Annotated in this window: 17 protein-coding genes; 5 read left to right on the top strand and 12 right to left on the bottom strand. The window is 47.5% G+C overall.

Going from position 1 to position 24,773, the window contains the following annotated elements:
* Positions 1–29 precede the first annotated feature (29 nt).
* Entirely contained in the window at positions 30–1,745 is a 1,716-nt protein-coding gene (locus tag SDEN_RS08760) for a mannan-binding lectin (protein WP_011496123.1), read from the top strand.
* A 113-nt stretch (positions 1,746–1,858) separates the two neighbouring features.
* Here SDEN_RS08760 and SDEN_RS08755 read toward each other — a convergent pair whose 3' ends face one another.
* From SDEN_RS08755 to SDEN_RS08735, 5 genes are all read right to left on the bottom strand, one after another.
* Positions 1,859–3,715 (bottom strand): lipoxygenase family protein, encoded by a 1,857-nt coding sequence (locus SDEN_RS08755; RefSeq protein ID WP_011496122.1) that lies wholly within the window; start codon positions 3,713–3,715, stop codon positions 1,859–1,861.
* 275 nt (positions 3,716–3,990) lie between these two features.
* Positions 3,991–5,025 (bottom strand): dihydroorotase, encoded by a 1,035-nt coding sequence (pyrC, locus tag SDEN_RS08750; RefSeq protein WP_011496121.1) that lies wholly within the window; start codon positions 5,023–5,025, stop codon positions 3,991–3,993.
* 175 nt (positions 5,026–5,200) lie between these two features.
* Positions 5,201–6,466: a lipoprotein-releasing ABC transporter permease subunit gene (locus tag SDEN_RS08745; protein WP_011496120.1), complete on the bottom strand. Its 1,266-nt coding sequence runs from the start codon at positions 6,464–6,466 to the stop codon at positions 5,201–5,203.
* Positions 6,463–7,164, bottom strand: a complete 702-nt coding sequence (lolD, locus tag SDEN_RS08740) for a lipoprotein-releasing ABC transporter ATP-binding protein LolD (RefSeq protein ID WP_011496119.1) — start codon at positions 7,162–7,164, stop codon at positions 6,463–6,465. The genes SDEN_RS08745 and lolD overlap by 4 nt, the downstream gene beginning before the upstream one ends.
* An 89-nt stretch (positions 7,165–7,253) precedes the next feature.
* On the bottom strand, positions 7,254–8,489 hold the full coding sequence (locus SDEN_RS08735; RefSeq protein WP_011496118.1) for a lipoprotein-releasing ABC transporter permease subunit: 1,236 nt from the start codon (positions 8,487–8,489) through the stop codon (positions 7,254–7,256).
* Positions 8,490–8,621: 132 nt separating this feature from the next.
* Between SDEN_RS08735 and SDEN_RS08730 the strand changes: the two genes are divergently transcribed.
* From SDEN_RS08730 to SDEN_RS08720, 3 genes are all read left to right on the top strand, one after another.
* Positions 8,622–9,290 (top strand): hypothetical protein, encoded by a 669-nt coding sequence (locus tag SDEN_RS08730; RefSeq protein ID WP_011496117.1) that lies wholly within the window; start codon positions 8,622–8,624, stop codon positions 9,288–9,290.
* Positions 9,291–9,443: 153 nt separating this feature from the next.
* Complete coding sequence (mfd, locus tag SDEN_RS08725) at positions 9,444–12,983, top strand: transcription-repair coupling factor (protein ID WP_011496116.1); 3,540 nt, start codon at positions 9,444–9,446, stop codon at positions 12,981–12,983.
* On the top strand, positions 12,983–14,131 hold the full coding sequence (locus SDEN_RS08720) for a peptidoglycan binding protein CsiV (protein ID WP_011496115.1): 1,149 nt from the start codon (positions 12,983–12,985) through the stop codon (positions 14,129–14,131). Before mfd ends, SDEN_RS08720 begins: the two co-directional genes overlap by 1 nt.
* A 155-nt stretch (positions 14,132–14,286) precedes the next feature.
* On the opposite strand, the gene SDEN_RS08715 is transcribed toward SDEN_RS08720, so the two are convergent.
* The 3 genes from SDEN_RS08715 to tesB all read right to left on the bottom strand — a co-directional run bounded on the left by SDEN_RS08715 (position 14,287) and on the right by tesB (position 16,893).
* Positions 14,287–15,522, bottom strand: a complete 1,236-nt coding sequence (locus SDEN_RS08715) for an MFS transporter (protein WP_157599930.1) — start codon at positions 15,520–15,522, stop codon at positions 14,287–14,289.
* An 82-nt stretch (positions 15,523–15,604) separates the two neighbouring features.
* On the bottom strand, positions 15,605–16,033 hold the full coding sequence (locus SDEN_RS08710; RefSeq protein WP_011496113.1) for a YbaY family lipoprotein: 429 nt from the start codon (positions 16,031–16,033) through the stop codon (positions 15,605–15,607).
* Positions 16,030–16,893 carry an acyl-CoA thioesterase II gene (tesB, locus tag SDEN_RS08705; RefSeq protein WP_011496112.1) on the bottom strand — a complete coding sequence of 288 codons (864 nt, stop codon included), beginning with the start codon at positions 16,891–16,893 and terminating at the stop codon, positions 16,030–16,032. The genes SDEN_RS08710 and tesB overlap by 4 nt, the downstream gene beginning before the upstream one ends.
* 176 nt (positions 16,894–17,069) lie before the next feature.
* Here tesB and SDEN_RS08700 point away from each other — a divergent pair, with 176 nt between their 5' ends.
* The gene (locus tag SDEN_RS08700) at positions 17,070–17,978 is read left to right on the top strand and encodes a 1,4-dihydroxy-2-naphthoate polyprenyltransferase (RefSeq protein ID WP_049763091.1); all 909 of its coding nucleotides are present in this window, start codon (positions 17,070–17,072) and stop codon (positions 17,976–17,978) included.
* A gap of 106 nt (positions 17,979–18,084) precedes the next feature.
* Here SDEN_RS08700 and SDEN_RS08695 read toward each other — a convergent pair whose 3' ends face one another.
* The 4 genes from SDEN_RS08695 to prpC all read right to left on the bottom strand — a co-directional run bounded on the left by SDEN_RS08695 (position 18,085) and on the right by prpC (position 24,730).
* Positions 18,085–19,278: an amino acid aminotransferase gene (locus SDEN_RS08695; protein ID WP_011496110.1), complete on the bottom strand. Its 1,194-nt coding sequence runs from the start codon at positions 19,276–19,278 to the stop codon at positions 18,085–18,087.
* Positions 19,279–19,481: 203 nt separating this feature from the next.
* On the bottom strand, positions 19,482–20,678 hold the full coding sequence (gene prpF / locus SDEN_RS08690; RefSeq protein ID WP_011496109.1) for a 2-methylaconitate cis-trans isomerase PrpF: 1,197 nt from the start codon (positions 20,676–20,678) through the stop codon (positions 19,482–19,484).
* A 199-nt stretch (positions 20,679–20,877) separates the two neighbouring features.
* Positions 20,878–23,481 carry a Fe/S-dependent 2-methylisocitrate dehydratase AcnD gene (gene acnD, locus SDEN_RS08685; RefSeq protein ID WP_011496108.1) on the bottom strand — a complete coding sequence of 868 codons (2,604 nt, stop codon included), beginning with the start codon at positions 23,479–23,481 and terminating at the stop codon, positions 20,878–20,880.
* 124 nt (positions 23,482–23,605) lie between these two features.
* Entirely contained in the window at positions 23,606–24,730 is a 1,125-nt protein-coding gene (gene prpC, locus SDEN_RS08680) for a bifunctional 2-methylcitrate synthase/citrate synthase (RefSeq protein ID WP_011496107.1), read from the bottom strand.
* Between the last annotated feature and the right edge of the window lie 43 nt (positions 24,731–24,773).

Below are 24,773 nucleotides of genomic sequence, written 5' to 3'. Positions count from 1 at the left end.
AAAGTGAACCCTAAGGTCAAGGATATATTATGGATTTTATAAATAGACAGTTGATAAGTACTCTGCAGGATCACAACAAAAATCGCTATCGCTTTTCAAGGCGGAAAGGTATTTTAGGGGCTTTACTATTGTCTTTGAACCTCAGTGCTTCGCCTTCCTATGCGGCGGATAGTGAAACAGCATCACTCTGCCCTCCATTTGGATGGTCTGAAGGGCTAAATGTGTATCTTGATAAAAATGCAACCATGCCAATAGATCAAACGTCTAATGATTGCAGTTTCCATATGTGGTCTTGGGAGGCTTTTATTTGGGCTACGGCGTTAGACAATGGTGTACCTCGTTTCATGAGTTTAGCAACGCCAGATCAATTATTTGCTTCGAATGATAGCAAAGCTAAAAAAGGTATGTTGCGACTTTCAACTAGAGCTATTTCAGCTCACTCTGATAGTACTTCGAATAGTACTTCAAATAGTGCTTCGAACAAGCCCGAGGGAGCAGGAGCTATCGTTGAGGCTGATGGTAATATGCTGGTGGGGAAAAATGGATACCCTGTTTATGCCTCGGTACACATGAATAGCGCTTATTTTAATACCGTAAAACAAAACATGATTGTTAATGGTGGCTATCAGAACCCACCTACAGCGCCCAATGATTACTTCACGGTCGGCGCAGGCGTGATAAAAGCGACTTGGTTAAGGCTTGATGACGGTGAGAAGCCGCCACTGGGTGCATTTACCACTCAAGCAGAAGTCCCGGTATTAACCGTCGATACTGCTAATAGCCAAGTGGTGACTTCCGGGGACGTCATCGAAGTCACTGTGGCGCTAGTGGGTCTACATGTCGTGGGGTTAACGCCTGATCACCCAGAGTTTTTATGGGCCACCTTTGAGCATAATTTAAACGCCCCAATGTTAGACGATAATACTTTCTGTGATAATTTGGGTGAACAGGGCTGCTTGAAAGTCAGCGATCCTAACAACTACACCTTTTATCAAAGCAATACTCAATATGACAATGTGAATTTGCAGAATCAAGAAGTGACAAACAAGGCTGCACTGTCATTTGGTCAATCGAGTCAGAAATTTTCACCTGCGACCAATGTTGTTCAAAAAAATAAAACCGGTGGTGAAAATCATTCTCCAAATGGGCCTGCCAACATTGCAAACTTGAATGAAAGTGCTCAAGGTTTCCTTAGCGCGTTAAGTGTTAAGACACCCAACCCGCAATCAGTGTTTTCTCATTACAATTTAATTGGTACGGTTTGGATGCAGCCGAATACCTATGTGAAGACGACAACGAATTGGCAAGGGTTAAATCAAGCGAATGCCGTGGGGTCAGTGAACTTGGCAAACAGCACAGCGGAAACCTTTCAGCAACAGGCCCATAATAACACTGCGCCTATCAACCCCATTGCTACAGATAATTTAGGCAATTGTTTCGAATGTCACAACCCTCAATCTTTTACTTATCAAACTCCTCCTTCTGGTAAGACAGCATTACAAGCTCGGCTTGTTGCCATCAGCCATGTAACGGCGGAAGGGTCTGCAACCTATGCAGTGCCAAACTCTATTACGTTGAAGTCTTGGTGTATCAATAAGGCCACTGCAAGTATCGTGGACAATCAAGCGGCGCAAACGGTTTGTCCTACCGTATGTAAAGCCACCAACACTGAAAAAGTGTGGCGAGGTGAGTGGACCAATACGGTTGATGGTTCGGGAGCCGTATGTGGTTGCTGTAATAATTAACCTCCGCTCGGACAAATAAAAATTGCATATATAAATAGAGCGCCATCATCAGTTAGCGCTCTATTTATATGGAGCTAATGAGTCATCATGACTTAAACAATACCCAAACCAGCCTAAATATTGATACTCATTGGGATATTGCTCGGCAATAAGAAATTGTACTCGGGTCTGTGTTGGTTGCGGGCATCGATGGTAGTTTCTATGCTTGCAAGGCTTGAGGTGAACTTGGCCAGTGGCCCACCAGATTGAATGATGTTCTTGTCTTCAAACCACTCAAAATACGGGAAATTGTTACTTTTATACTCGCCCAATTGACGGTAATAGACCCCGCCTAGAATCTCCAACAAAGACAATTGCTGCAGCGATTTTTTAAGTGGCGCCATATTCTCTATCCACTGGGCTTGACTGGTGATTGACTCCGGCTTCTCACACCAATTAGCCCCAGTGAGCGCGGGAGCAAAACTCATCAAGGGTTTCTGCGGGAAATTCACCGCTGCATGCTGCGCGCTGGCGGTAAAAATAATCATGGTCAGCACCTTGGCAAGTTGCTCGCGACTCTCTATGGCTTTAAAGCCTGTCACCGCCCCTTGGATAGCCACAGCTGCGACCCATTTATCCAATTCATAATCATTCAGCACTGCTGCATCATCTGAGTAATACACCTCGATATAATGAGTGCACCAGGCAGTGATAGCCTCCCAGACTAATTGGGCATCATCACGATAAGGGTAATCTGGCAGATAATCTTTATCGGCAACGCCTCGTGCGGCTAAATCATTGGGTAGCATAGAGGCATAAAAATCCAGTGCCAGTCTATCTATCGCCGCCGCTTTTTGGGTGGCAGTAATTTCTGCCCCAAATATACTTTCTATAGGGCCACCTTTGGCAATCAAGGAGCCAGCGGCACTGTTATTAATAAATAACGTGCCTTCAAAATGCGGTGTGAGCAAAATATTCAGTGGATGATTCTGGGCAAGCTCACGCTCTGTGGCCAGTGCAAAGGCTTCAATGAGTAAATGAGTGCGGCCTAAATGGACAAATAGCTCATGATAATTACCATCCGCCACTTGCACTGTGCTCATGGCCGCTTGCCACTGCCAAAATGCCGCCACATCTTGGGTATCTAATGCCGCTAAAACACAGGGGGACTGCTCGGGATCTTGCCCCATTTGAATGGCAACTGGGCACAGCTCTGAACCCGTTTTAGCCACTGCAAACAAGGCGATAGGGGCAAATACCCGCTTATCCACGGCCTGGGGATGATCCACCAGCACGCTTAACTCTTTATAATCCACGATATAGAGGCGTTTATCTTTTAGGGCTTGCGCCAATGAGTCATCAACGCCCATGACCTGTTTGAAATCTGCTTCGCTCAAGGGAAAGTTGATCATAGGTTCATTTAAGCGTTTGATCAACATAGGGTTTGGCCCTGCTATACGATAACGCGCAAAACTTTCATTCTGGGTGAATACATCGGCGACACTGGGTAAATCTAAGGTTTTAAATTGATTTCTATAGGCTTGCAAGCCAAGCTCTTGCTGCTCTTGAGTGGCATCTTGTTGTAATTCTCTTTTCACTAAATCCTGAAACAAATTCACCAGATCTTTGAGTGTATGACTGGTATGGCTTAGCATAGACCAATGCTCCCCCGCCCTAACCGTCTTAAGCGCCTGAGTTATCTCATCATAATTACTTTGGATTTCAATCAGCCTTATCTCATCTTTTACATTAGCGATGAGGTTTTCCACTATGGGCAGTAACACAGAAATCACCTTTACCGACCAGGTTAGTGTCGGCGTCGCCTCTTTAGGCACGGCAAGGGCCATAGGCACTGGGCCCACATTAGGGTTTTGGTTATCCCATTGATAGCTTAACCTGCTGTGAGCAAGTTGATGTTTGCGTTTTGCCTGCTCAATAGCGCTATCATCTTGAGGTAAACTTGGGTGTTTACGAGGAAAGAGTAGTGACATAATGAATCCCTTCTGTAATTGTCAAACTATGCAATTCAATCTGCATCTGCATATCCAAATTTGGTAATCCCTCTCATGATGAAGGATTAACATCTAATACCCGTGGAGCGCGGTCAAAAAACAACCACTGTAAAACTATAGCTGACAAAATGCAGGCCACTGACATTTGTGGCTCTCGCTGTAGCCTGAATCTCGGTTCTTTCTCTGATTATTCATCGCCCATAAAAAAAGACGCCTCAGCGTCTTTTTGTGTTCATTGTACCAGCCTAAATGGATCAGCTTATGACTTGCCAATCCAGCATTTCACCGGCGCGAATAGGCACCACCCTGTCGTTGGCTAAGGGGTAAGAGTCTGGCACTTGCCATGGGGTTTTTTCTAGGGTAATGGTGTCTGTATTACGGGGTAAACCATAAAAATCGGCACCATAAAAACTGGCAAAGGCTTCGAGTTTATCTAAGGCGCCCGCGGCTTCAAACGCTTCGGCATATAGCTCAATGGCTGCGTGGGCCGTGTAAGAGCCTGCACAACCACAGGAGGCTTCTTTTTTGTCTTTAAGGTGGGGAGCAGAATCCGTGCCAAGGAAGAATTTTTTGCTGCCACTGGTGGCTGCGGCAATTAACGCCTGCTGATGGGTATTGCGCTTAAGAATGGGCAAACAATAGAAATGAGGCCTAATACCACCCGCTAGCATATGGTTACGGTTATAGAGTAAATGATGAGCGGTGATGGTCGCTGCCACATTGTCCGGTGCTTTATTGACGAACTCCACAGCATCTGAGGTAGTAATGTGCTCAAGCACTATTTTAAGCTTAGGGAAATCTGTCACCACTTGGGCCAGAATGGTCTCTAAAAACACTTTCTCACGATCGAAAATATCGATACTTGAATCCGTTACTTCGCCATGAACTAGCAACAACATACCCACTTCAGCCATGGCTTCAAGCACTGGGTATAAGTTGCTGATGCTGGTCACCCCAGAATCTGAATTGGTGGTCGCCCCCGCAGGATACAACTTAGCCGCATGAATAAGCCCAGTAGCCTTAGCTTTACGAATTTCATCTGGGCTAGTGTTATCCGTTAAATAAAGCACCATTAAAGGTTCAAACTGATTATCCGGCGTTTTAGCGGCAACAATACGCTCGCGATAAGCCAGCGCGGTATCGGTACACGTCGCGGGGGGCATAAGGTTAGGCATAATGATAGCGCGGCCCATATAACGGCTAATGTCTCGCACCGTATCGTTAAGCTGAATGCCATCCCTGAGGTGGACATGCCAATCATCTGGCCTAGTTATGGTTAAACTCATCATCTTGCCTTTCCCCTAATATACGTTATCAAGCTTGCAGTTATTTTATTCGATTCGGCTCTTTTTGTCCCTAAGGAAGTCACTCGTATCTTTCAATGTTTCCTTACGGGTTAACACCGGCGGGTTAACACCGGCGGGCTAAGTGCTAACGGCTAAGGTGAAATGCCCAGCTAGCCTGTTAACGACCAGCTAACGCTGCGGCGGGATCGATATGGCTCGCTTTCCAAGCTGGATACAGGGTCGCCACTAGGCTCATCAATAATCCCATACCAAGCACAATGGCCACATCTTGTCCTTGCAATTTCGAGGGCAAGAAGTCGATAAAATATACGTCCCCTGCCAACAGCGCTATGCCAAATAAGGATTCTATGCCCGAGGCAATTGAGGATAAGTTTAATGCCATAGTCACGCCAATCACAGCCCCAATACTGCAACCCAATAAGCCATTAAGGGCACCCTGCATGATGAAAATACTCATCACAGCGCTGCGTTTTAGCCCCATGGTCATCAGAATAGCAATTTCGGACGCCTTGTCCCGTACCGCCATCACTAAGGTCGATACAATATTAAAACAAGCCACCGCGATAACCAGTGCCAAGACTAAATACATTATGCTACGAACCAATTGAATATCTTGATATAAATGCCCTTGGGTGCGGGTCCAATCATTCAAATACAGGTACTGTTCTTGGGTCAGTCCTAAGCTTCTGGTCACCCTTGGCGCCGCAAACACGTCGGCAATATTCAGCCTAAGGCCGGTGACGCCTTCCCCCATTTCCAGCAATTGACTTAAATACCCCATGGACACATAGGCTTGGCTCGATTCAATTTCACCGCCCAGACGATAGACCCCAGAAACCACAAAGACGTGACTCTTAGCTGTGTTGAGTCTGCCAGCGGTTCCCTGTGTCGCCTCGCTGCCTGCCATATTGGGTGTATACAGCACCAGTGAGTCGCCCACACTTAAGCCGAGTTTATTCAATAAGCTCTCACCCAAGACAATATTATTTACCGCTGGGATGAGTGATGCCCAGGCCGACTCTGGCATGAAATCGGCAATCTTAGACACCTTAGTCTCTAGGCTGGTCTCTATGCCATTGATCATCAGCGCTTGAAACCCCCCGCTCTTTTGCACTAGCCCCTGCAGGCGAATAAAAGGCGCCGTGGCAATAATCTCAGGCATTAAGCTGGCATCATCAGCCATGGCTTGCCAATTGCGAATAGGGCCTTGTGCCCCCACAAGCTCACCGTGAGACACTACCGCAAGTAATCTGTCTTCTAATTGCTCTACAAACCCGTTCATGGCCGACAGCACTAAGATCAGCACGGCCACCCCAAGGGCAATGCCAGCCGTTGAGGCGAAAGAAATAAAGCCGATAAAACCATTTGATTGGCGAGCACGGTAAAAACGCCACCCTATGATTATGGGTAATAGCGCCTTCATCGATGGGTCTCACTCTGGGATAAGATGCCGTCTTTCATGTTCACTTGTCTGTCCATTCTGGCGGCAAGGTTGGCATCGTGAGTCACCACCACGAAGGCGGTTCCAAGCTGCTCGGCAAGTTCACGAATAAGTCCGTAGACAGCTTCCCCACTGACAGCGTCTAAATTCCCCGTAGGTTCATCGGCCAATACCAATTTAGGTTTATTGATAAGTGCCCTTGCGATGGCCACCCGTTGGCGCTCACCGCCGGATAATTGCGAGGGTAAATGGGTTAATCTGTGACCTAGCCCCACTCGTTCTAACAGGGCTTTAGCTTCAGCCAAGGTTTGAGCTTTATTCTTACCTTGAATAAACGCCGGCATAGCCACATTTTCTAAGGCGCTAAACTCAGGCAATAGGTGATGAAACTGATAAATAAAGCCTAAATCTTGATTACGAATTTGCGCTTGGCGCTTGGATGACAGCTGGTGTAAATTTTCACCTTCTAATAGCACAGTACCAGAGGTTGGGCTTTCTAAGGTGCCCATAATATGCAGTAAGGTACTCTTACCCGAACCTGAACTGCCCACTATGGCAAGCTGCTCACCGCGATGCACCGTTAAATTCACCTCATGGAGCACCTGAGTTTCACAGGCACCATCATGAAATACTTTACTCACGGCATTAATGGCTAATAAGCGGGTCGACGCTGGTTTCATAGACTCATTCTTTTTGGGTGCATTCTCTTTCGATGCATTTTCTTTCGATGCATTCTCTTTGGGCAGATTGTTTTCAAAAGCAGGTTTCATTATTCGTATCTCAAGGCGCTAGCAGGTTGAACCCGTGCGGCAGTAAATGCTGGATAAAGGGTTGCAAGCAAAGTGATGATCAAGGTGCCGACAGCGATAAGGCTCAGTTGCTCTAAGCTTAATGCCACAGGTAATGACTGACCTGTGCCTAAAATAGACACGCCAAACTGATTAAGAATAGGATTCAGATTTAACGCCAACAGTATGCCCACCAGAAGTCCCGAACTTAAGCCTATCACGGCGTTGAGTAAGCCTTGGACGATGAAAATATTCATCACAGCTTGAGTCGATAAGCCTTGAGTCTTTAATACCGCCACATCCGCGGTTTTATCCACCACCATCATGACTAGGGCAGACACTATATTAAATGCCGCCACTGCCACAATGAGGCTGAGCATCAAGGACATCATGCTTTTTTCCATCTTAACCGCTGCAAAAAGCTGACCAAAGTCGGCGCGCCAGTCACGGCTGTGTACCTCAATCCCTTGTTGCGCCATTAAGCTGATGGCTTGCTGGCTTAAGTCGGGGGCTAAAAAGGGATCGGTTAAATACAATCTCACTTCATTGATACTCAGGCTCTCTAAGCGCATCAACCGCCGCGCATCTTGATAATGCACATAGGCCACACCAGCATCCACTTGGGATCCTGTTTCAAACAGTCCAGCAACCACAAATTTACGCTGGCTCGGCACAGGTCCAATGGGGGAGTACACCACGCCATCACCGCTTAATAACCGGATTTTATCGCCAATATTGACGTTAAGTTTTCTGGCAAGCTCAACACCCAGTACGATGTGATACTGGTTCGCTTCAAGGGTTCCGAACGCGTCTGAATAGACACTGCCTATCTTGGCAGAAAGGGCCGCTTCTTGTTCGGGGAATATGCCATAGACTTGGGCGGCGCCAATATTATCAACAGATTGGATCATGGCTTGGGTGGTCACAGTTGGCACAGCCCCAAGCACTTGCGGCAAGGCTTCAATCACGGCAATATCTTGCTGCCATTGGCTAAAGCCCGCATCATTTACCAGGGTTAACTGAGGAATTGCGCCCAATATGCGTTGCTTAAGCTGCCCTTCTAGGCCATTCATCACAGAACTGACCAGAATTAACGCCACCACCCCCAAAAAAATACCCGACACGGCAAACAAGGTCAGGAAAGAGGCAAAGGCATTGGCTTTTTTTGCGCGCCAATAGCGATATCCGATAAAAAAAGAAACGCCAAAATTCTTCAAAACAGCATTATCCTAAGCGTATAATGTGATTAATTTTTATTCAAAAATGAATCACTTTGGGTATGACTTGCTAAATCATTAAGTTGGGCACGATAATAGGGGTATTAGCGTGATAAATAAAGAGGCAAAACCTTGTTCCCCGAACTCAATTCTTATTTTAGTGTGCCCCACAGCTTTGCCGCTTACTTATTGCCTTGGCCGCAGCATGAACCCTTGCCCAATGAAGATGAACTAAGGCAACTGCAATCCACAGGATTACAGCTGCTTACAGAAGTCAAAGCCTTAGAAGCCGACTGCTTAATGCAACTGCGCCACTTAGATAACGAAGCCAAAGCCGTTGTCGATTTTTTGAAGCTGCAATCCCGTAAAGTCGACCTAGTACTGCAACATGTACTGGAAAAACAAGTGCAAGAAGGGGATTATCATTTAGGGGTGCTCTTTGGAGGCTCGGGGATCAGCATCTCATCTTCTAGCCCGCTCCCCCTTGGCAGTGTATTTAAAACTCACCTCTATATCCGCTCAGAACTGGTGGCCTTATTGTGCTTTTGCACTGTGGTGAATTGTACCCCTTTAGCGTCAATGGCCGCAGATGTGGTCATAGACGCTAGCAATGCAACGGCTGAGACTTCTGCTGCTGACACAAGTGCTGTCACAAGTACTAGTACTGACCGAGGCTATCTGATTGAACTGGAATTTAGCCAGATTTTAGATACTGATGTTGAGCAGCTGGTGAAGGCCAGTTTAAATGTGCAACAAAAAATGCTAAAGAAACGCAAAGAGCAGCGACAAAAAGCGATCTAATGGGACGCTATTGACGTAAAGTTTGCAGCTACTCGCATAGATATGTAGAAATAATGTGTTCAAGCCGCAACCGTTGCGGCATTGCCAGCGTTGTGGTTAGGCCAACGGCCCCCTCAGCGGTTCATTTAAAATGGAATTATCGACCTTATTACCATGAGTCAATTTAGTGTATTCACTCCGCCTAGTGTTAAAAAAGGCCAACAAACCCAACGTCTTGTAACCTTAGGTGGGCTTTCCCAATCCCTGAGCTTAGCGCAACTTATTCTCGCCAATAAGGGCACTAGTCTTATCGTCACCCACGATACCCCTACGGCCATGCTGCTGGAAACGGAATTGCATTATCTACTTGCAAATCATGATGTGAATCTGTGTTTATTCCCAGACAGAGAAACCTTGCCCTACGACAGTTTCTCGCCCCATCAAGACTTGATTTCCCAGCGCCTTGAAACCTTAGCGCAACTAGGTAACTTAGGTCACAACGCCGTTATCGTGCCGATTAATACCTTAATGGTGCGTTTACCCCCACAATCCTATTTAAGTGCCAATGTCATGGTGCTCAAAAAAGGCGATACCTACGCCCTGCAAACGGTAAGACAGCACTTAGTGGATACGGGTTATCACTTAGTTGAACAGGTCTATGAACATGGGGAGTTTGCCATTCGTGGCTCGATTTTAGATATCTTCCCTACTGGATGTCAGCAGCCACTGCGTATTGAATTATTTGACGATGAAATCGAATCCATTCGCCATTTTGATGTAGAAACTCAGCGATCTGAGGTCGCCGTCGATGCCATACGCATGTTACCCGCTAAAGAATTTGCCACCGACAGCGCCGCCATCGAAGGCTTTAGGCAAAGATACCGTCGCCGTTTTGAAGTGATTTCAAAAGAAGCTGAATCCGTTTATCAGTTGGTTAGCCGTAACCTGATGCCTGCTGGCATTGAAAATTATCTGCCACTATTTTTTGATGACACGGCATCACTATTTGATTATCTGCCTGAAAACACTCAGTTGATCACCTTAGGTGACATAGATAAAGCCTGTGCTAATCATTTAACTGAAATCCATCATAGGTATGAAGACAGGCGCGTCGATCCATTAAGGCCACTACTTGCGCCCCATGAGTTGTACCTGACCCAAGAGCAACTCTTCGCCGCATTCAAACCCTATAAACGTAGCCAGTTTTTTATTCACACCCCAGGCGATGCCCAATTAGGTGAAGATGGCACTAAAAAAGACGTTGCTAAAAAAGACAGTGCCTTACAGGCCAACGTTGCTCCTCTGCCTGATATCAATGCCAATCATAAACTCAAGCAGCCCCTAGAAAGCCTGCAGGCCTTTGCTCAAGACGGCAAGCCATTGTTATTTAGCGCAGAATCTGAGGGACGCCGCGAAGCCCTGTTGGCATTGCTGTCAAAAATTGGCATCAAGCCGACACTCTTTAAGCATCTGGATGAATTTTTAGACGCAAGCGTTCCCCTTAAGGGGCCTGTGCATGGCTTGATAGTCTCTCCCCTTTCTCGTGGCTGTACCTTGTTAGACTCCCCCAAGGGAGAGTTAAGCCTAATTTGTGAAACCGAGCTATTCGGCCATAAAATTGCTCAGCAGCGCCGCCGCGATAAACAAAAACAAGTCAGCAGTGATGCACTCATTAAAGACTTGGCCGAACTTAAAGTCGGCCAGGCCATAGTGCATTTAGAGCACGGCGTCGCCCTCTATCAAGGACTTGAAACCTTAGACACTGGCGGGCTGGTGGCCGAGTACTTAAAACTTGAGTATGCCGGTGGCGATAAACTGTATGTCCCTGTGTCATCCTTGCATTTAATCAGTCGCTATAACGCCAATTCCGAAGACAATGCCCAGCTTAATAAGCTCGGCAATGAAACTTGGGCTAAGGCCAAGAAAAAAGCCATAGAAAAAATTCGTGATGTGGCCGCTGAACTCTTGGATGTGTACGCCAGACGCCAGTCACGTCCAGGTGAAGCCCTAGCGATAGATGCCGATGAATACGCGCAATTTGCCCAAGGTTTCCCCTATGAGGAAACGGTCGATCAAGAATCGGCCATCATAGCCGTATTGAATGATATGCAGGCGCCAACCTCTATGGACCGCCTCGTCTGTGGTGATGTGGGCTTTGGTAAGACAGAAGTCGCCATGCGCGCCGCCTTTGTGGCGGTTAATGCCGGTAAACAAGTCGTGGTACTCGTCCCCACCACCTTGCTTGCCCAGCAGCATTATGAAAACTTTAAAGACAGGTTTGCCGACTGGCCGGTAGAAATCGAAGTGATGTCACGTTTTCGCAGCGCTAAAGAGCAAGAGCAAGTGTTGCAATCCTTAAGTGAAGGCAAGGTGGATATCGTCATTGGTACCCATAAGCTACTGCAATCTGAGGCGAAATTTGTTGATTTAGGTTTATTGATCATAGATGAAGAACACAGATTCGGAGTGCGGCAAAAAGAGAAAATCAAAGCACTCAGGGCCAATGTCGATATCTTAACCTTAACTGCGACCCCAATTCCGCGCACACTCAACATGGCCATGTCCGGGATGCGCGACTTATCCATTATCGCCACCCCGCCGGCGAAACGCTTGGCGGTTAAAACCTTCGTGCGTGAATACCATCAGGCGACCATCAGGGAAGCATTGCTGCGTGAAATCCTTCGCGGCGGACAAGTGTATTACCTGCACAATAATGTTGAAACCATAGAAAAATGCGCTCAAGATCTACGGGACTTGTTGCCAGAGGCTCGAGTGGTTACCGGCCATGGGCAGATGCGTGAACGGGACCTTGAAAAAGTCATGGCGGATTTTTATCATCAAAGATTCAACGTGCTTGTCTGTACTACCATTATTGAAACAGGTATCGACGTGCCAAGCGCCAACACTATCGTGATTGATAGGGCCGATAAGTTTGGTCTGGCGCAGCTGCATCAGCTGCGTGGCCGTGTAGGCCGCTCACATCATCAAGCCTATGCCTATATGATAACCCCGCCCATTAAGCTGATTTCTACCGATGCGCGCAAACGTCTCGAAGCCATCGATGCCTTAGAGGAATTGGGCGCAGGCTTTATGCTGGCCACCCAAGATCTTGAAATTCGCGGCGCCGGTGAATTATTAGGCGATGAGCAAAGCGGTCACATCTCAAAAATTGGCTTCAGCCTCTATATGGAGATGCTCGAATCGGCGGTCAGTGCCTTAAAAGAAGGCAAGGAGCCGTCATTGGCTTATATGCTCAATGCCCAGTGTGAGGTGGATTTACGCATCCCCGCCTTACTACCTGAAGATTATGTTAGCGATGTCAATATGCGCCTTTCCATGTATAAGCGCATTGCTAACTGTAAGAGTGAGGCCATGCTCGACGAGCTCAGAGTGGAATTTATCGACCGCTTCGGCTTACTGCCTGAGCCCACGAAAAACTTACTGGAATTGAGCCTATATAAGCATCAAGCCACTAAACTTGGCGCCACTAAGATTGAAATGCATGCCAAAGGCGGCAGCATAGAATTTGGTGACAATCACAAAATCGACCCCATGTTCATCATAGGTTTATTGCAGAAACAGCCAAATATCTATCGAATGGAAGGACCAAATAAGCTAAGATTCGCCATTCCAGCAGAAAGTAGCAAACAACGCCTCGAACTTGTGGCCACCTTGCTCGAACAACTCGCTCAACACAGCATTGGAGAGAAATAGTGCTCGCTAAATTTGCCACAGGCCTCGCCGCTATTATTGCCCTTAGCCACACATTCAACGCTCATGCCGAATCATGGTTCGAAGTGGAAGTGTTTATCTTTGAGCGCCAAAGCAACAGTCTAGAGCAGTGGCCAGACTTAAGCGCCCCTAACAAAAATAAGCAGTTGATCGACATTATCACCCCTGAGATAAGCACAGATATCACAGGGGTTGCCATCGGCTTGTCGGGCTGCGACGCCAGTGATTGGGCCTTGGACACCAGTGGCTGTAATGACCCTAAAGTGAGCAACAATACCAAGAGCTACCCGAGTATTTTGCCCTTCACCATAGCCGCTAAAACGCCAAGGCACGCCTTTATCGGTGAGTCAGCTGTACTATTGTCAGAGCAGCAAGGTCAATTTAAGCAATTGATTAATACCTTAAATCGAGAAGGTAATATCCAAGGTTTAGTGCACCTAACGTGGCAGCAAAATATGCAGTCGCGTCGTAATGCTAAAGCCATTAGAATTATTGGTGGCCGTGATTTTTCTAAGCAATTTACCTACCATGGTCAGCCTGTGAGTCAGTCTCAACCTAGCCCAGCGGTAACTATGATCGGTGACTATTCGGCCCTTGGGAGCATTAACACCCCAGCGCCTGTAATGCCAGTGTGGGAGCTTGATGGCAGCATCAACATCTATTTAAGTCATTACCTGTATATTGAAACCGATCTGTTTTTACGTAAAGTCAGTCAGAAACTGATGGACCCTAATCACGGTGAGTTGATGGGGTTCAACAGCCCAAGCACTGAAAAGGTGATGACGCCTTTCTTGCAGTCCATTCCCCTAGATCAAAATAGGCGCGTAAGAAGCGGTCAGATCCATTACTTTGATCATCCGCAAATGGGTTTGGTGATGCAAATTCGTAAGATGGAGCAACCCACACAGGTAAAGCCTATCGTCATTGAACAAAACATTGGGCAGTACAGTGAACAGCGCAGCGAACAACGCAGTGAACGCCAGATTGAACCCCAGCCTTATCAAACTGAAGGCGTACCTGTAACCCCTAACGGCAGCAACAAATTGCCTGTAAAAGCGGGGCAAATTCAACCGCTTCAGCCAGCGGCTGCAGAGGTTTTTGTACCTGAGATAAAGCCCTTTGAAGGCTAACGGCCTGCACAAGCTATGGCCCACAAGCAACCATGTTTAGATGCTTGTTAATCATTTCGCCAGCATCACGCTGGTGTTATTGTTTTAGAAGATTGTTTAGTAAATTTCAATAAGCCTGTAGCTACTGCAAGCAGCAAATTCAAAGCTCCTAGCCGTTATCTTGTTTGCAAGCGTTCAAGCTTAGCAATAACAAAAGCCAATAAGGTTAAGATGATTAGCGAGCCTGCCACCACACCGCTCCACTGCGCCTGCTGCCAAAATAGCATTAAATAGGGCCCACCCAAGGCGGCACCTAAATAATAGCTGCATAAATACAATGCAGTCGCCTTGGCCCTGTGGCTTTGGGCCCGCATGGTCACAAACGCATTACAACAACTGTGAGTCAGAAAAAATCCTGCCGCTGTGAATAAAAAGCCCATCACAATCGTGGCTAACGTATTGAATAATGTCAGTGTGCTGCCCAGCAGCATTAAGCCTAGCGCTAGCTTAAATAACGGCAGGCTGCCAAATTTAGCTATCCAGCGGGCAGATAAATAAGAGGCAAGCGTCCCGCTTAAATAACACAGGAAAATCAGCGTCGCTTGCAAGCGGCTTAAGCCATAGGGGGCGGCCATCAAGTGCAGCTGAATAAAGCTAAATTGATTCACCATCACAAAGAAAGCAAGGCCGCCGAGGATAAAGGCGAGCCGCATTTGGGAGTCCTTTAGATGGTATAGAAAGCCCGCCATATCCAGCCTAAGTTTGGCTTGTTGACTCAACCCCTGAGATTGAGTCGCCGCCCCATTAGACAAATGTGGCGGCTGATTTGCAGCAAGTACGTTGTTCAGCGCTTCATTGAGCACGCTGGTTGTAGCCGCATTAATCGATGTGTTTAACCTACTATTGCTTATTAGCAGATTCCTAATTAGCAGATTACTCATTAGCAAATAGTGCACCAATGCCACCCCCATCAGGGTCACAGCAAACAGTATTATCATGCCCTGCTGCCAATCAAAGTATTGGGATAATACTCCGCCCACAAGACGTCCTAAAATGCCCCCTAAGCTATTGGCCATGATGTAAATGGCCGCGGCCTTTAAGATGAATGCCGCCGATAATTGCTCTTTCATATAGGCCATGGCGATGGCAGGCACACCGGCCAGCAACACGCCTTGTAATAAGCGCAGTGCCATTAAGGTTTCAAAGTCTTGCACTAAGATAAGCAAGACATTTGATGCCACCAATAACCACAAGGTGGTGATGATAGGCCCTAACCTGCCGACTCTATCGGAAATCAAGGCAAACATGAGTAAAGAAAAGGCGAGGCTGAAGCTAGTGACAGACAATACCAAGGCGGCGCTGGCGCCTGTCACCTGAAAATGCTCGGCAATGGCAGGTAACATGCCTTGCATCAGGTACAAATTCAAATAAATGATCACAGACGCGATGCACAGGCCCCAAATCAATCGTTTTGGGTTAGACGTTGTCAACTGACTAATGCACCTGTTTCATTATGACTTCGGTAGTGAACTTATCGTTATGAATAACCCTAAACTTTTCATAGGTCTGAAACAATGCCTTCCCGTTATAGGTGATCATAGCCACCACCCCATAATCTGTGTTTTTTTCTATGCTATCTGCAGGGAAAATAAACTTAAACGGCACAGGCGCTCTGGCGATATCGAAAGTTTTTTGCGAAATTATCCGATTAGGGGTATTAAAATCTATCACGGCAATATTGATTTTGCAGCCCGGCGGTAACATCACTCGCTCAAGATACCCCGCATAACCATTGACCACCACTGGCGGCTCAGGCTTAACCGTGACGCAGCCAGGCAATAAGAGCAGGCTCAATGCTAACCCGAGACAAGCTGATATCTTAAGCTTATTGCAGGCTGTTTTAATCAATACTTTCAAACTCATGCTCTTTTCATCCTGATCATGCCTTCCTGAGTACACGAGGCCACTAAGTTACCTTGGGTATCGAAAAATTGGCCTTTCACTAAGCCGCGTCCACCACTGGCATTCGTGCTTTCTATGCTATAAAGCAGCCATTCATCGAGCTTGAAGGGTCGATGAAACCACATGGAGTGATCTATGGTCGCCATCCGAATGCCTGGGGTTAAATAGGATACGCCATGGGGCTGAGTGGCGGTGATTAAAAAATTGAAATCTGAGGCATAAGCCAATAAAGAGGCCTGCATATTAGGATCTGTTGGTAAGCTACCACTGGCTTTTAACCACACATAACGTTTAGGCTCAGTGATTTTTGGCGATACAGGATGAACGGGTTCAACCACTCGCATCTCTATAGGGGTATCGGCGAGAAATTTCTCTAACATCTTAGGGGGGACTTTATCCCCCATGGTCATGGCAAGCTCACGTTGATTGAGTATGCCCTCAGGACCTGGCACGCTTGGCATCTCGCTTTGGTGTTCAAAACCGCTTTCGGGCGTTTGAAATGAGCAGGTCATATAAAAAATCGGCTGACCTTTTTGAATCGCTTTCACTCGCCTTGCACTAAAGCTGCCGCCATCACGCATGATTTCTACGTCATAGACTATGGGCAGTTTCTCATCGCCGGCGCGCAAGAAATAAGAATGCAATGAATGTACTAAGCGATCATCGGCCACGGTTTGTTTAGCCGCGCTTAACGCTTGGCCCATAACTTGACCACCAAACACATGACCAAAGCCCAAGTCTTGGCTCTGACCTCGATAAAGGCCCATTTCAAGTTGCTCTAGGGATAACAATGATACCAAATCGTCTAATACTTGACTCATAAACTCACTCTTTAAAAATTCTGCATGCTCATAAGGTTACCTCATCTCTAGGCTGCCTTTCTAGGACTTATCACCAATTATCGCATAAGTGATGAAAAAGCCGTAATGCTCGGCTTTAAAGGACTTTTTTTGCTATGCTAGCGCCACAGATTAGTATTAGCCTAGAAAACGGATTTATGACTCAAGACACCACAGATATATCACAAACTCGCGCTTGGCTAATGGCCATCAGGCCACGCACACTCCCCGCCGTCCTTGGGCCGCTTATAGTAGGCAATGCCCTTGCCTTAGGTGTTGAAGGTTTTAGTCTACTCACAGCTTTGGTCATCATCAGCTGTGGTCTATTGCTGCAAATATCGGTAAATCTTGCCAACGATTACTTCGATAGTTTATCCGGTGTCGATTCTCAGGAACGCCTTGGCCCCATAAGAATGACACAAGCTGGACTTATTTCGGCTAAACAAATGAAAAAGGCCATGATTATGAGCCTTATCTGTGCATTGTTAGTGGGCGTATATTTAATTGATATCGGCGGCTGGCCCATTGGCTTATTAGCTGCGGCCAGCTTGTTAGCCGTCATTTGCTACAGCGGCGGCCCTTACCCACTCGCGTCCCATGGCCTTGGCGAATTAACGGTATTTATTTTCTTTGGCTTAGTGGCGGTTGTCGGCAGCGTTTATTTGCAAACTGGCGCCACAAGTCAAGAAGCCTGGCTCTTGGGCGCAGCCATTGGCTCACTCAACGCCGCCATTATGCTGGTCAATAATGTCCGCGATATTAACACTGACGCAAAAGCCCATAAACGCACCTTAGCGGTACGCTTGGGTCAAGGCCAAGCAAGGGTATTTTATCAAACCTTAGTGTATCTGCCTTACGGCATTATCATAAGCGCGTTTTTACTGGGTTTTTTACCCGGTTTTGCCGTGGGCTTATCTGGCCTCAGCCTAGTGTACGCCCGCAGCCTCAGTAGGCAATTCCATGAATTAAGCGGCGCGGAACTCAACCCCATATTGGCCCAGACCGCTCTGCTGTCCTTAGTCTTTAGCTTGCTCTTCAGCCTAGGCTGGTACTTAGGTTTATCCTAATACCTTTAATCATCGGTCCATTGTTCACAACAGACAAAGCATTGAAATAAAAAACCGCCAGTTAAGTGATTAACTGGCGGGTTTTTATCGAAGTGGCTAACAAAACTTAGAGCACTTGGGCTATAGCCTGACAGATTTTATCCATATTGTTCGTTGTCATGCCGGCAACGCTGATGCGGCCAGAGCCGACAATGTAAATGCCAAATTCTTCCCGTAGGCGCATAACTTGCTCTTTATTAAGGCCTGAGAAACTGAACATGCCAGTTTGGCGGGAAATAAAGCTAAAATCTTGAGTCACCCCAGCCTGCTTTAAGCGTTCAACAAACAGTAACCGCATTTTAGCAATGCGCTCACGCATCTGGGTCAGCTCAGATTCCCATTCTTGTCTCAGCTCAGGGTTGGCTAAAATGGTGCTGACAATTAACCCGCCGTGAGCGGGCGGATTTGAGTAAGTCGCTCGAATGGTTTTCTTTATTTGGCTAAAACTGCGAACGGCTGTGTCTTCATCTTGTGCCACTAAGGTCACGGCGCCAATGCGCTCGTTATAGAGGCCGAAATTTTTAGAAAATGAGTTAGCGACAATAAGCTCAGGCACAGTATCGGCAAGCACTCGAAGGCCCGCCGCATCTTCCTCAATCCCTGCGCCGAAGCCTTGGTAGGCAAAATCCAAAAAGGGCACTAAGCCTTTATCAAGGCACAAGCTGGCCACTTGTTGCCATTGGCTTAAGTTTAAATCTATGCCGCTAGGGTTATGACAGCAGGCATGGAGCAGCACGAGATCGCCCGCATTGGCCTTGCTCAAATCGTCCAGCATGGCATCGAAATCAAGATCATGGCTTGCTGCATCATAATAACGATATTCTTTGCAAATAAGCCCCGCGGTTTCGAAAATATTTTGATGATTGGCCCAAGTCGGATTACTGACCCAAACATGGCGAGTCTTAGTTTGACGCACCAAAAACTCAGCAGCAATACGCAAAGACCCCGTCCCCCCTGGCGCCTGCGCCGTCACCACACGTTTATCTTGAATGACCTTATGGGATGGACCAAACAGCAGAGCCTGCACTGCTGCGTTATAGGCTTTCACACCTTCAATACCTAAGTAGTTTTTGGTCTTCTCTTCTGCCAACAATAGGGCTTCGGCTTTCTTAACCGAACTTAATACCGGCGTAAGGCCTGCATCTGTTTTATAAATGCCCACCCCTAGATTGACTTTATCCTGACGCGGATCGGCGTTAAACGCATCGTTTAAACCTAAAATGGGATCTGCTGGAGCAAGAAGCATGTCGGTAAAAATCATTTGAATGTCCTAGAATGGCGATAGAAAGCTAAAGATAGCACTTTATACCACCCCAAGGCGCTGATTTGTAGAGGCAAGCCACTAGTTGAATAAAATTAATTATTCTTGACTACTGACTTGCAAAAAGCGGATTGTTTTCACCCGACTAATAGCGCAATAGCATGCCTATGATGCGCACTATAGCAGGCGCTATACACTCGCTATTAGACAATAGGCTCTGGCACCCTCACCCATCCTTCCATCAGCACCCGCGCGCTGCGGCTCATTATCGCTTTAGTCACTTGCCATTGGTTGTCTATAAGCTCAGCCTCAGCGCCCACTTTTAACACCCCAGATGGATGACCGAAGGTCACTACTTGACGGTTACCGCCGCCCGCGGCCAAATTCACTAAGGTGCCGGGAATTGCCGCCGCCGTGCCTATGGCAACCGCAGCTGTGCCCATCATGGCATGGTGTAATTTACCCATGGACATGGCGCGCACCAATAGATCCACCTCAGTCGCTTTGACCCTTTTCCCGCTAGACGCCTGATAGTCCAATGGCGCGGCCACAAAGGCAACTTTAGGGGTATGTTGGCGATTTTGTGCTTCATCTATGTGCTTAATTAAGCCCATTTTCACTGCGCCATGAGCACGTATAGTTTCAAATAAGCCTAAGGCTTTTTCATCATTATTAATGGCATCTTGAAGTTCAGTGCCTCTGTAGCCTATGGCGGCGGCATCGACAAAAATGGTGGGGATACCGGCATTGATTAAGGTGACCTTAATATTGCCAAGGCCTGGCACAGCTAATTCATCGACAAGATTGCCCGTGGGGAACATGGCGCCCTCAGCGTCCGCTGGCGCCATAAATTCAAGCTGCACTTCGGCGGCTGGAAAGGTGACCCCATCGAGCTCAAAATCACCGGTTTCTTGCACTTGACCTTGTGTCATGGGCACATGGGCTATGATGGTTTTGTTAATATTGGCCTGCCAAATACGCACTGTTGCTATGCCATTTTGTGGAATACGGCTGCTGTCCACTAGGCCATTGCTGATGGCAAACGCCCCCACGGCAGCACTTAAGTTGCCGCAGTTACCGCTCCAGTCCACAAAGGCTTTGTCTATGGCCACTTGTCCAAACAGATAATCTACATCGTGATTTTTTTGCTCACTTTTAGATAAAATTACCGTCTTGCTGGTGCTTGAAGTCGCACCGCCCATGCCATCGGTTTGTTTGGCGTATGGGTCTGGACTACCGATAATACGCAATAACAGGGCATCACGATAAGCCCCTGGCACTTGGGCTTTTATGGGTAAATCTTTGAGGCTAAAAAATACCCCTTTGCTGGTGCCGCCGCGCATATAGGTGGCGGGCACTCTCAATTGGGGGGGGAAAGTTAACTGAGTTGAAGACGTCATTGGAAGATCCTTTTAATCAAAGGCGCTATCGTATTTCATCAGTCATTTAACATGATAAAAACGATAGCGCCTTTTTGTTGTCGCTTTTCAAACTAATATGGCTTAACTAATATTGCCAGACAGATATGGCCGAACTAATACCCTAGAGCTAATACCGCAGTACGAATACAGTCGAGCACAGCCAAGCTAACAAAGAGAGTTAAGCATTGCCTGCTAAGAAGTCTTGAGCAAAGCGTTGCAGCACGCCGCCCGCTTCATAGATAGACAGCTCTTCCTCGGTATCGAGGCGACACTTCACTGGTACAGATACCGACTGACCGTCTTTCCTGTTGATGATAAGTGTCATCATGCCGCCTGGGGTGCGATCCCCAAGAACATCATAGGTTTCTGTGCCATCAATCTGATAAGTATGGCGATTATCACCATTGACAAATTCAAGGGGTAACACACCCATGCCCACTAAGTTAGTGCGATGAATGCGCTCAAAGCCTTCGGCGACAATCACTTCAACCCCAGCTAGGCGTACCCCTTTGGCCGCCCAATCTCGAGACGAGCCTTGGCCGTAGTCGGCGCCAGCAACAATAATAAGCGGCTGTTTACGCTCCATATAAGCTTCAATCGCTTCCCACATGCGGGTCACTTGACCTTCAGGCTCGATGCGAGCATAAGAGCCCTGTTTTATCTTAACGCCGCCGTCTTTGCCGATTTCGCTCACCATTTCATTAAAGAGTTTAGGGTTCGCAAAGGTGGCGCGCTGGGCAGTTAAATGATCGCCCCTGTGGGTGGCATAGGAGTTAAAATCTTCCTCAGGCAGTCCCATTTTATGCAGGTATTCACCGGCGGCGCTGTCGAGCAAAATGGCGTTTGATGGCGATAAGTGATCTGTGGTGATGTTATCCCCAAGCACGGCCAAGGGGCGCATGCCTTTCATGGCTCGCTCGCCTGCTAGTGCACCTTCCCAATAAGGCGGGCGGCGAATATAAGTGCTTTGAGGGCGCCAGTCATACTGAGGATTGATGTGGCTGCCGTATTCGACTTTCAAATCGAACATGGGCTCATACACTTTACGGAATTGCTCAGGTTTTACGCTTTTCGCAATCACAGCATCGATTTCTTCATCCGATGGCCATAAATCTTTCAAGGTCACGGCATTGCCGTTTTTATCCAATCCCAGCACGTCTTTTTCGATATCAAAACGTATGGTGCCAGCGATGGCATAAGCCACCACTAAAGGGGGAGATGCCAAGAAGGCTTGCTTAGCATAGGGGTGAATACGGCCATCGAAGTTACGGTTACCAGACAGCACAGCTGTGGTGTAAAGATCGCGCTCAATGACTTCTTGTTGAATAACTGGGTCAAGGGCGCCGCTCATACCATTACATGTAGTGCAAGCAAAGCCGACAATACCAAAGCCTAATTGCTCAAGCTCGGTCAAGAGGTTCGAGTCTTCTAAATACAGCTGCACCGCTTTAGAGCCTGGGGCCAGTGAGGTTTTCACCCATGGCTTACGGCTTAAGCCAGCGGCATTGGCATTACGAGCCAAAAGCGCTGCTGCAATCACGTTTCTTGGGTTACTTGTGTTGGTGCAGCTGGTGATAGCGGCGATGATCACAGCGCCATCTGGCATCTTGCCTGGCTCATTTTCAACTATGCCAGATATGCCCTTAGCGGCTAAATCTTTAGTGGCCACCCGTGCATGAGGGTTTGAGGGACCGGCGATATTGCGGCCAACACTGGATAAATCAAAGCTTAAGTTACGCTCATACACAGCCGTTGTTAGGCTATCAGCCCAAAGACCTGTGTGCTTAGCATAGGTTTCAACCAATTTAACTTGCTCGTCATCACGGCCTGTTAACTTAAGATAATCAATTGTTTGCTGGTCAATATAGAACATGGCAGCAGTGGCGCCATATTCAGGGGTCATGTTAGAAATAGTGGCTCTGTCCCCTAATGTGAGGTGGGCTGCACCTTCGCCAAAAAATTCTAAATAAGAGGACACGACTTTTTGCGCACGCAAATATTCGGTCAATGCCAGCACTATGTCTGTTGCCGTGATCCCTGCTTGCGGCTTACCGGTGAGCTCTACCCCGATAATGTCTGGCAGGCGCATGTAAGAAGCGCGTCCAAGCATCACACTTTCCGCTTCTAGGCCGCCAACACCGATAGCGATAACGCCAAGCGCATCCACGTGAGGCGTGTGGCTGTCGGTGCCCACTAAGGTATCAGGGAATGCCACGCCATCACGGGCATGGACCACAGGCGACATGCGCTCTAAGTTAATTTGATGCATGATGCCGTTGCCGGGCTGAATAACATCGACATTTTTAAAGGCGGTTTTGGTCCAGTTGATGAAATGGAATCTATCATCGTTGCGTCTGTCTTCGATGGCGCGGTTTTTCTCAAAGGCATCGGTTTCAAAACCCGCGTGTTCCACGGCTAAAGAATGATCCACGATAAGCTGAGTAGGCACCACAGGGTTAACCTTTGATGGGTCGCCGCCTTTCTCGGCTATGGCATCTCTAAGGCCGGCTAAATCTACCAGTGCGGTTTGGCCAAGAATGTCATGACACACAACCCGTGCAGGAAACCAGGGAAAGTCCAAGTCACGTTTGCGTTCAATAATTTGTTTCAGTGAAGCTTCCAATGCCTCGGGTGGGCAGCGGCGCACTAAGTTTTCGGCATACACGCGGGAGCAATAAGGCAGAGTGGCGAATGCGCCGGGAGAAATGGCGTCGACTGCCTCACGTGTATCAAAAAAATCTAACTTAGTGCCGGGTAACGGCTTGCGGTATGACGAATTCATAACTTAATCCATAAGCAATTTAACAAGATAAAACAGTGCGATAGATGACGAGGTAAAAGGCTACCTCGTCATTGGCACTCTCTTTATGTTTCAAGTGATTGCTTGAAACATGGGTTGTTGCTGGCTATCTCTGTGCGATAGGCGTCACTTTACGCGGCTCTGGGCCTGTGTAATCGGCACTTGGACGGATAATGCGGTTATTGCTGCGCTGCTCCATCACATGGGCCGCCCAACCTGTTACCCGCGAGCACACGAAAATCGGGGTAAATAACTTGGTAGGAATGCCCATAAAGTGGTACGCAGAAGCATGGAAGAAATCGGCATTACAGAAGAGTTTCTTGGTGTCCCACATAAATTCTTCACAGGCAACCGAAATGTCATACAGTGAGGTATCGCCATTTTCTTTAGCCAACTTCTCTGACCAGGCTTTGATGATCACATTGCGGGGATCCGATTCGCGATAAACCGCATGTCCAAAGCCCATGATTTTTTCTTTGCGATCAAGCATGGCCGCCATTTGTACTTTGGCATCCGCGGGTGAGCTGAACTTTTGGATCATGTCCATGGCCGCTTCGTTAGCACCGCCATGGAGTGGGCCGCGAAGTGAGCCAATCGCGCCAGTCACACAGGAGAACATGTCAGATAAGGTGGATGCACACACACGAGCGGTGAAGGTTGAAGCGTTAAATTCATGCTCTGCATACAAAATTAATGACACGTCCATGACACGTCTGTGCTGATCAGAAGGTGTCTTACCGTTAAGCAGCTTTAAGAAATGCCCACCGATAGAAACTTCATCTGTGGTGCAATCAATTTCTACGCCTTCATGGCTGAAACGATACCAATAACACATGATGGCAGGAAACGCCGCCAATAAACGGTTAGCTGCTTTATTCTGGGCAGTAAAATCTGTTTCAGGCTCTAAATTACCTAAGAAAGAACAAGCAGTGCGCATCACATCCATTGGATGGGCTGACGCTGGAATAAGCTTAAGCACTTGCTTAAGTGCTTCAGGCAAGTCGCGCATGGCAGTCAGTTCACTCTGGTAAGCATCAAGCTGGGCTTTTGTTGGCAGCTCACCATTGAACAGCAAATAGGCCACTTCTTCAAAGCTTGCGTTATCCGCTAAATCTGCCACGTCATAACCGCAATAAGTGAGTCCTGAACCTGATTTGCCCACAGTGCATAAGGCCGTTTCCCCTGCGCTTTGACCACGAAGACCTGCGCCCGCTAATTTTTTATCTACCATGATAGCTTCCTTTTTTTATATCACGGCCACTTAAGTGGCCGCG

The organism is Shewanella denitrificans OS217 (genome assembly GCF_000013765.1).
GTDB classification, from domain to species: Bacteria; Pseudomonadota; Gammaproteobacteria; order Enterobacterales; family Shewanellaceae; genus Shewanella; species Shewanella denitrificans.
This window is presented reverse-complemented; position numbering and strand designations above follow the sequence as displayed.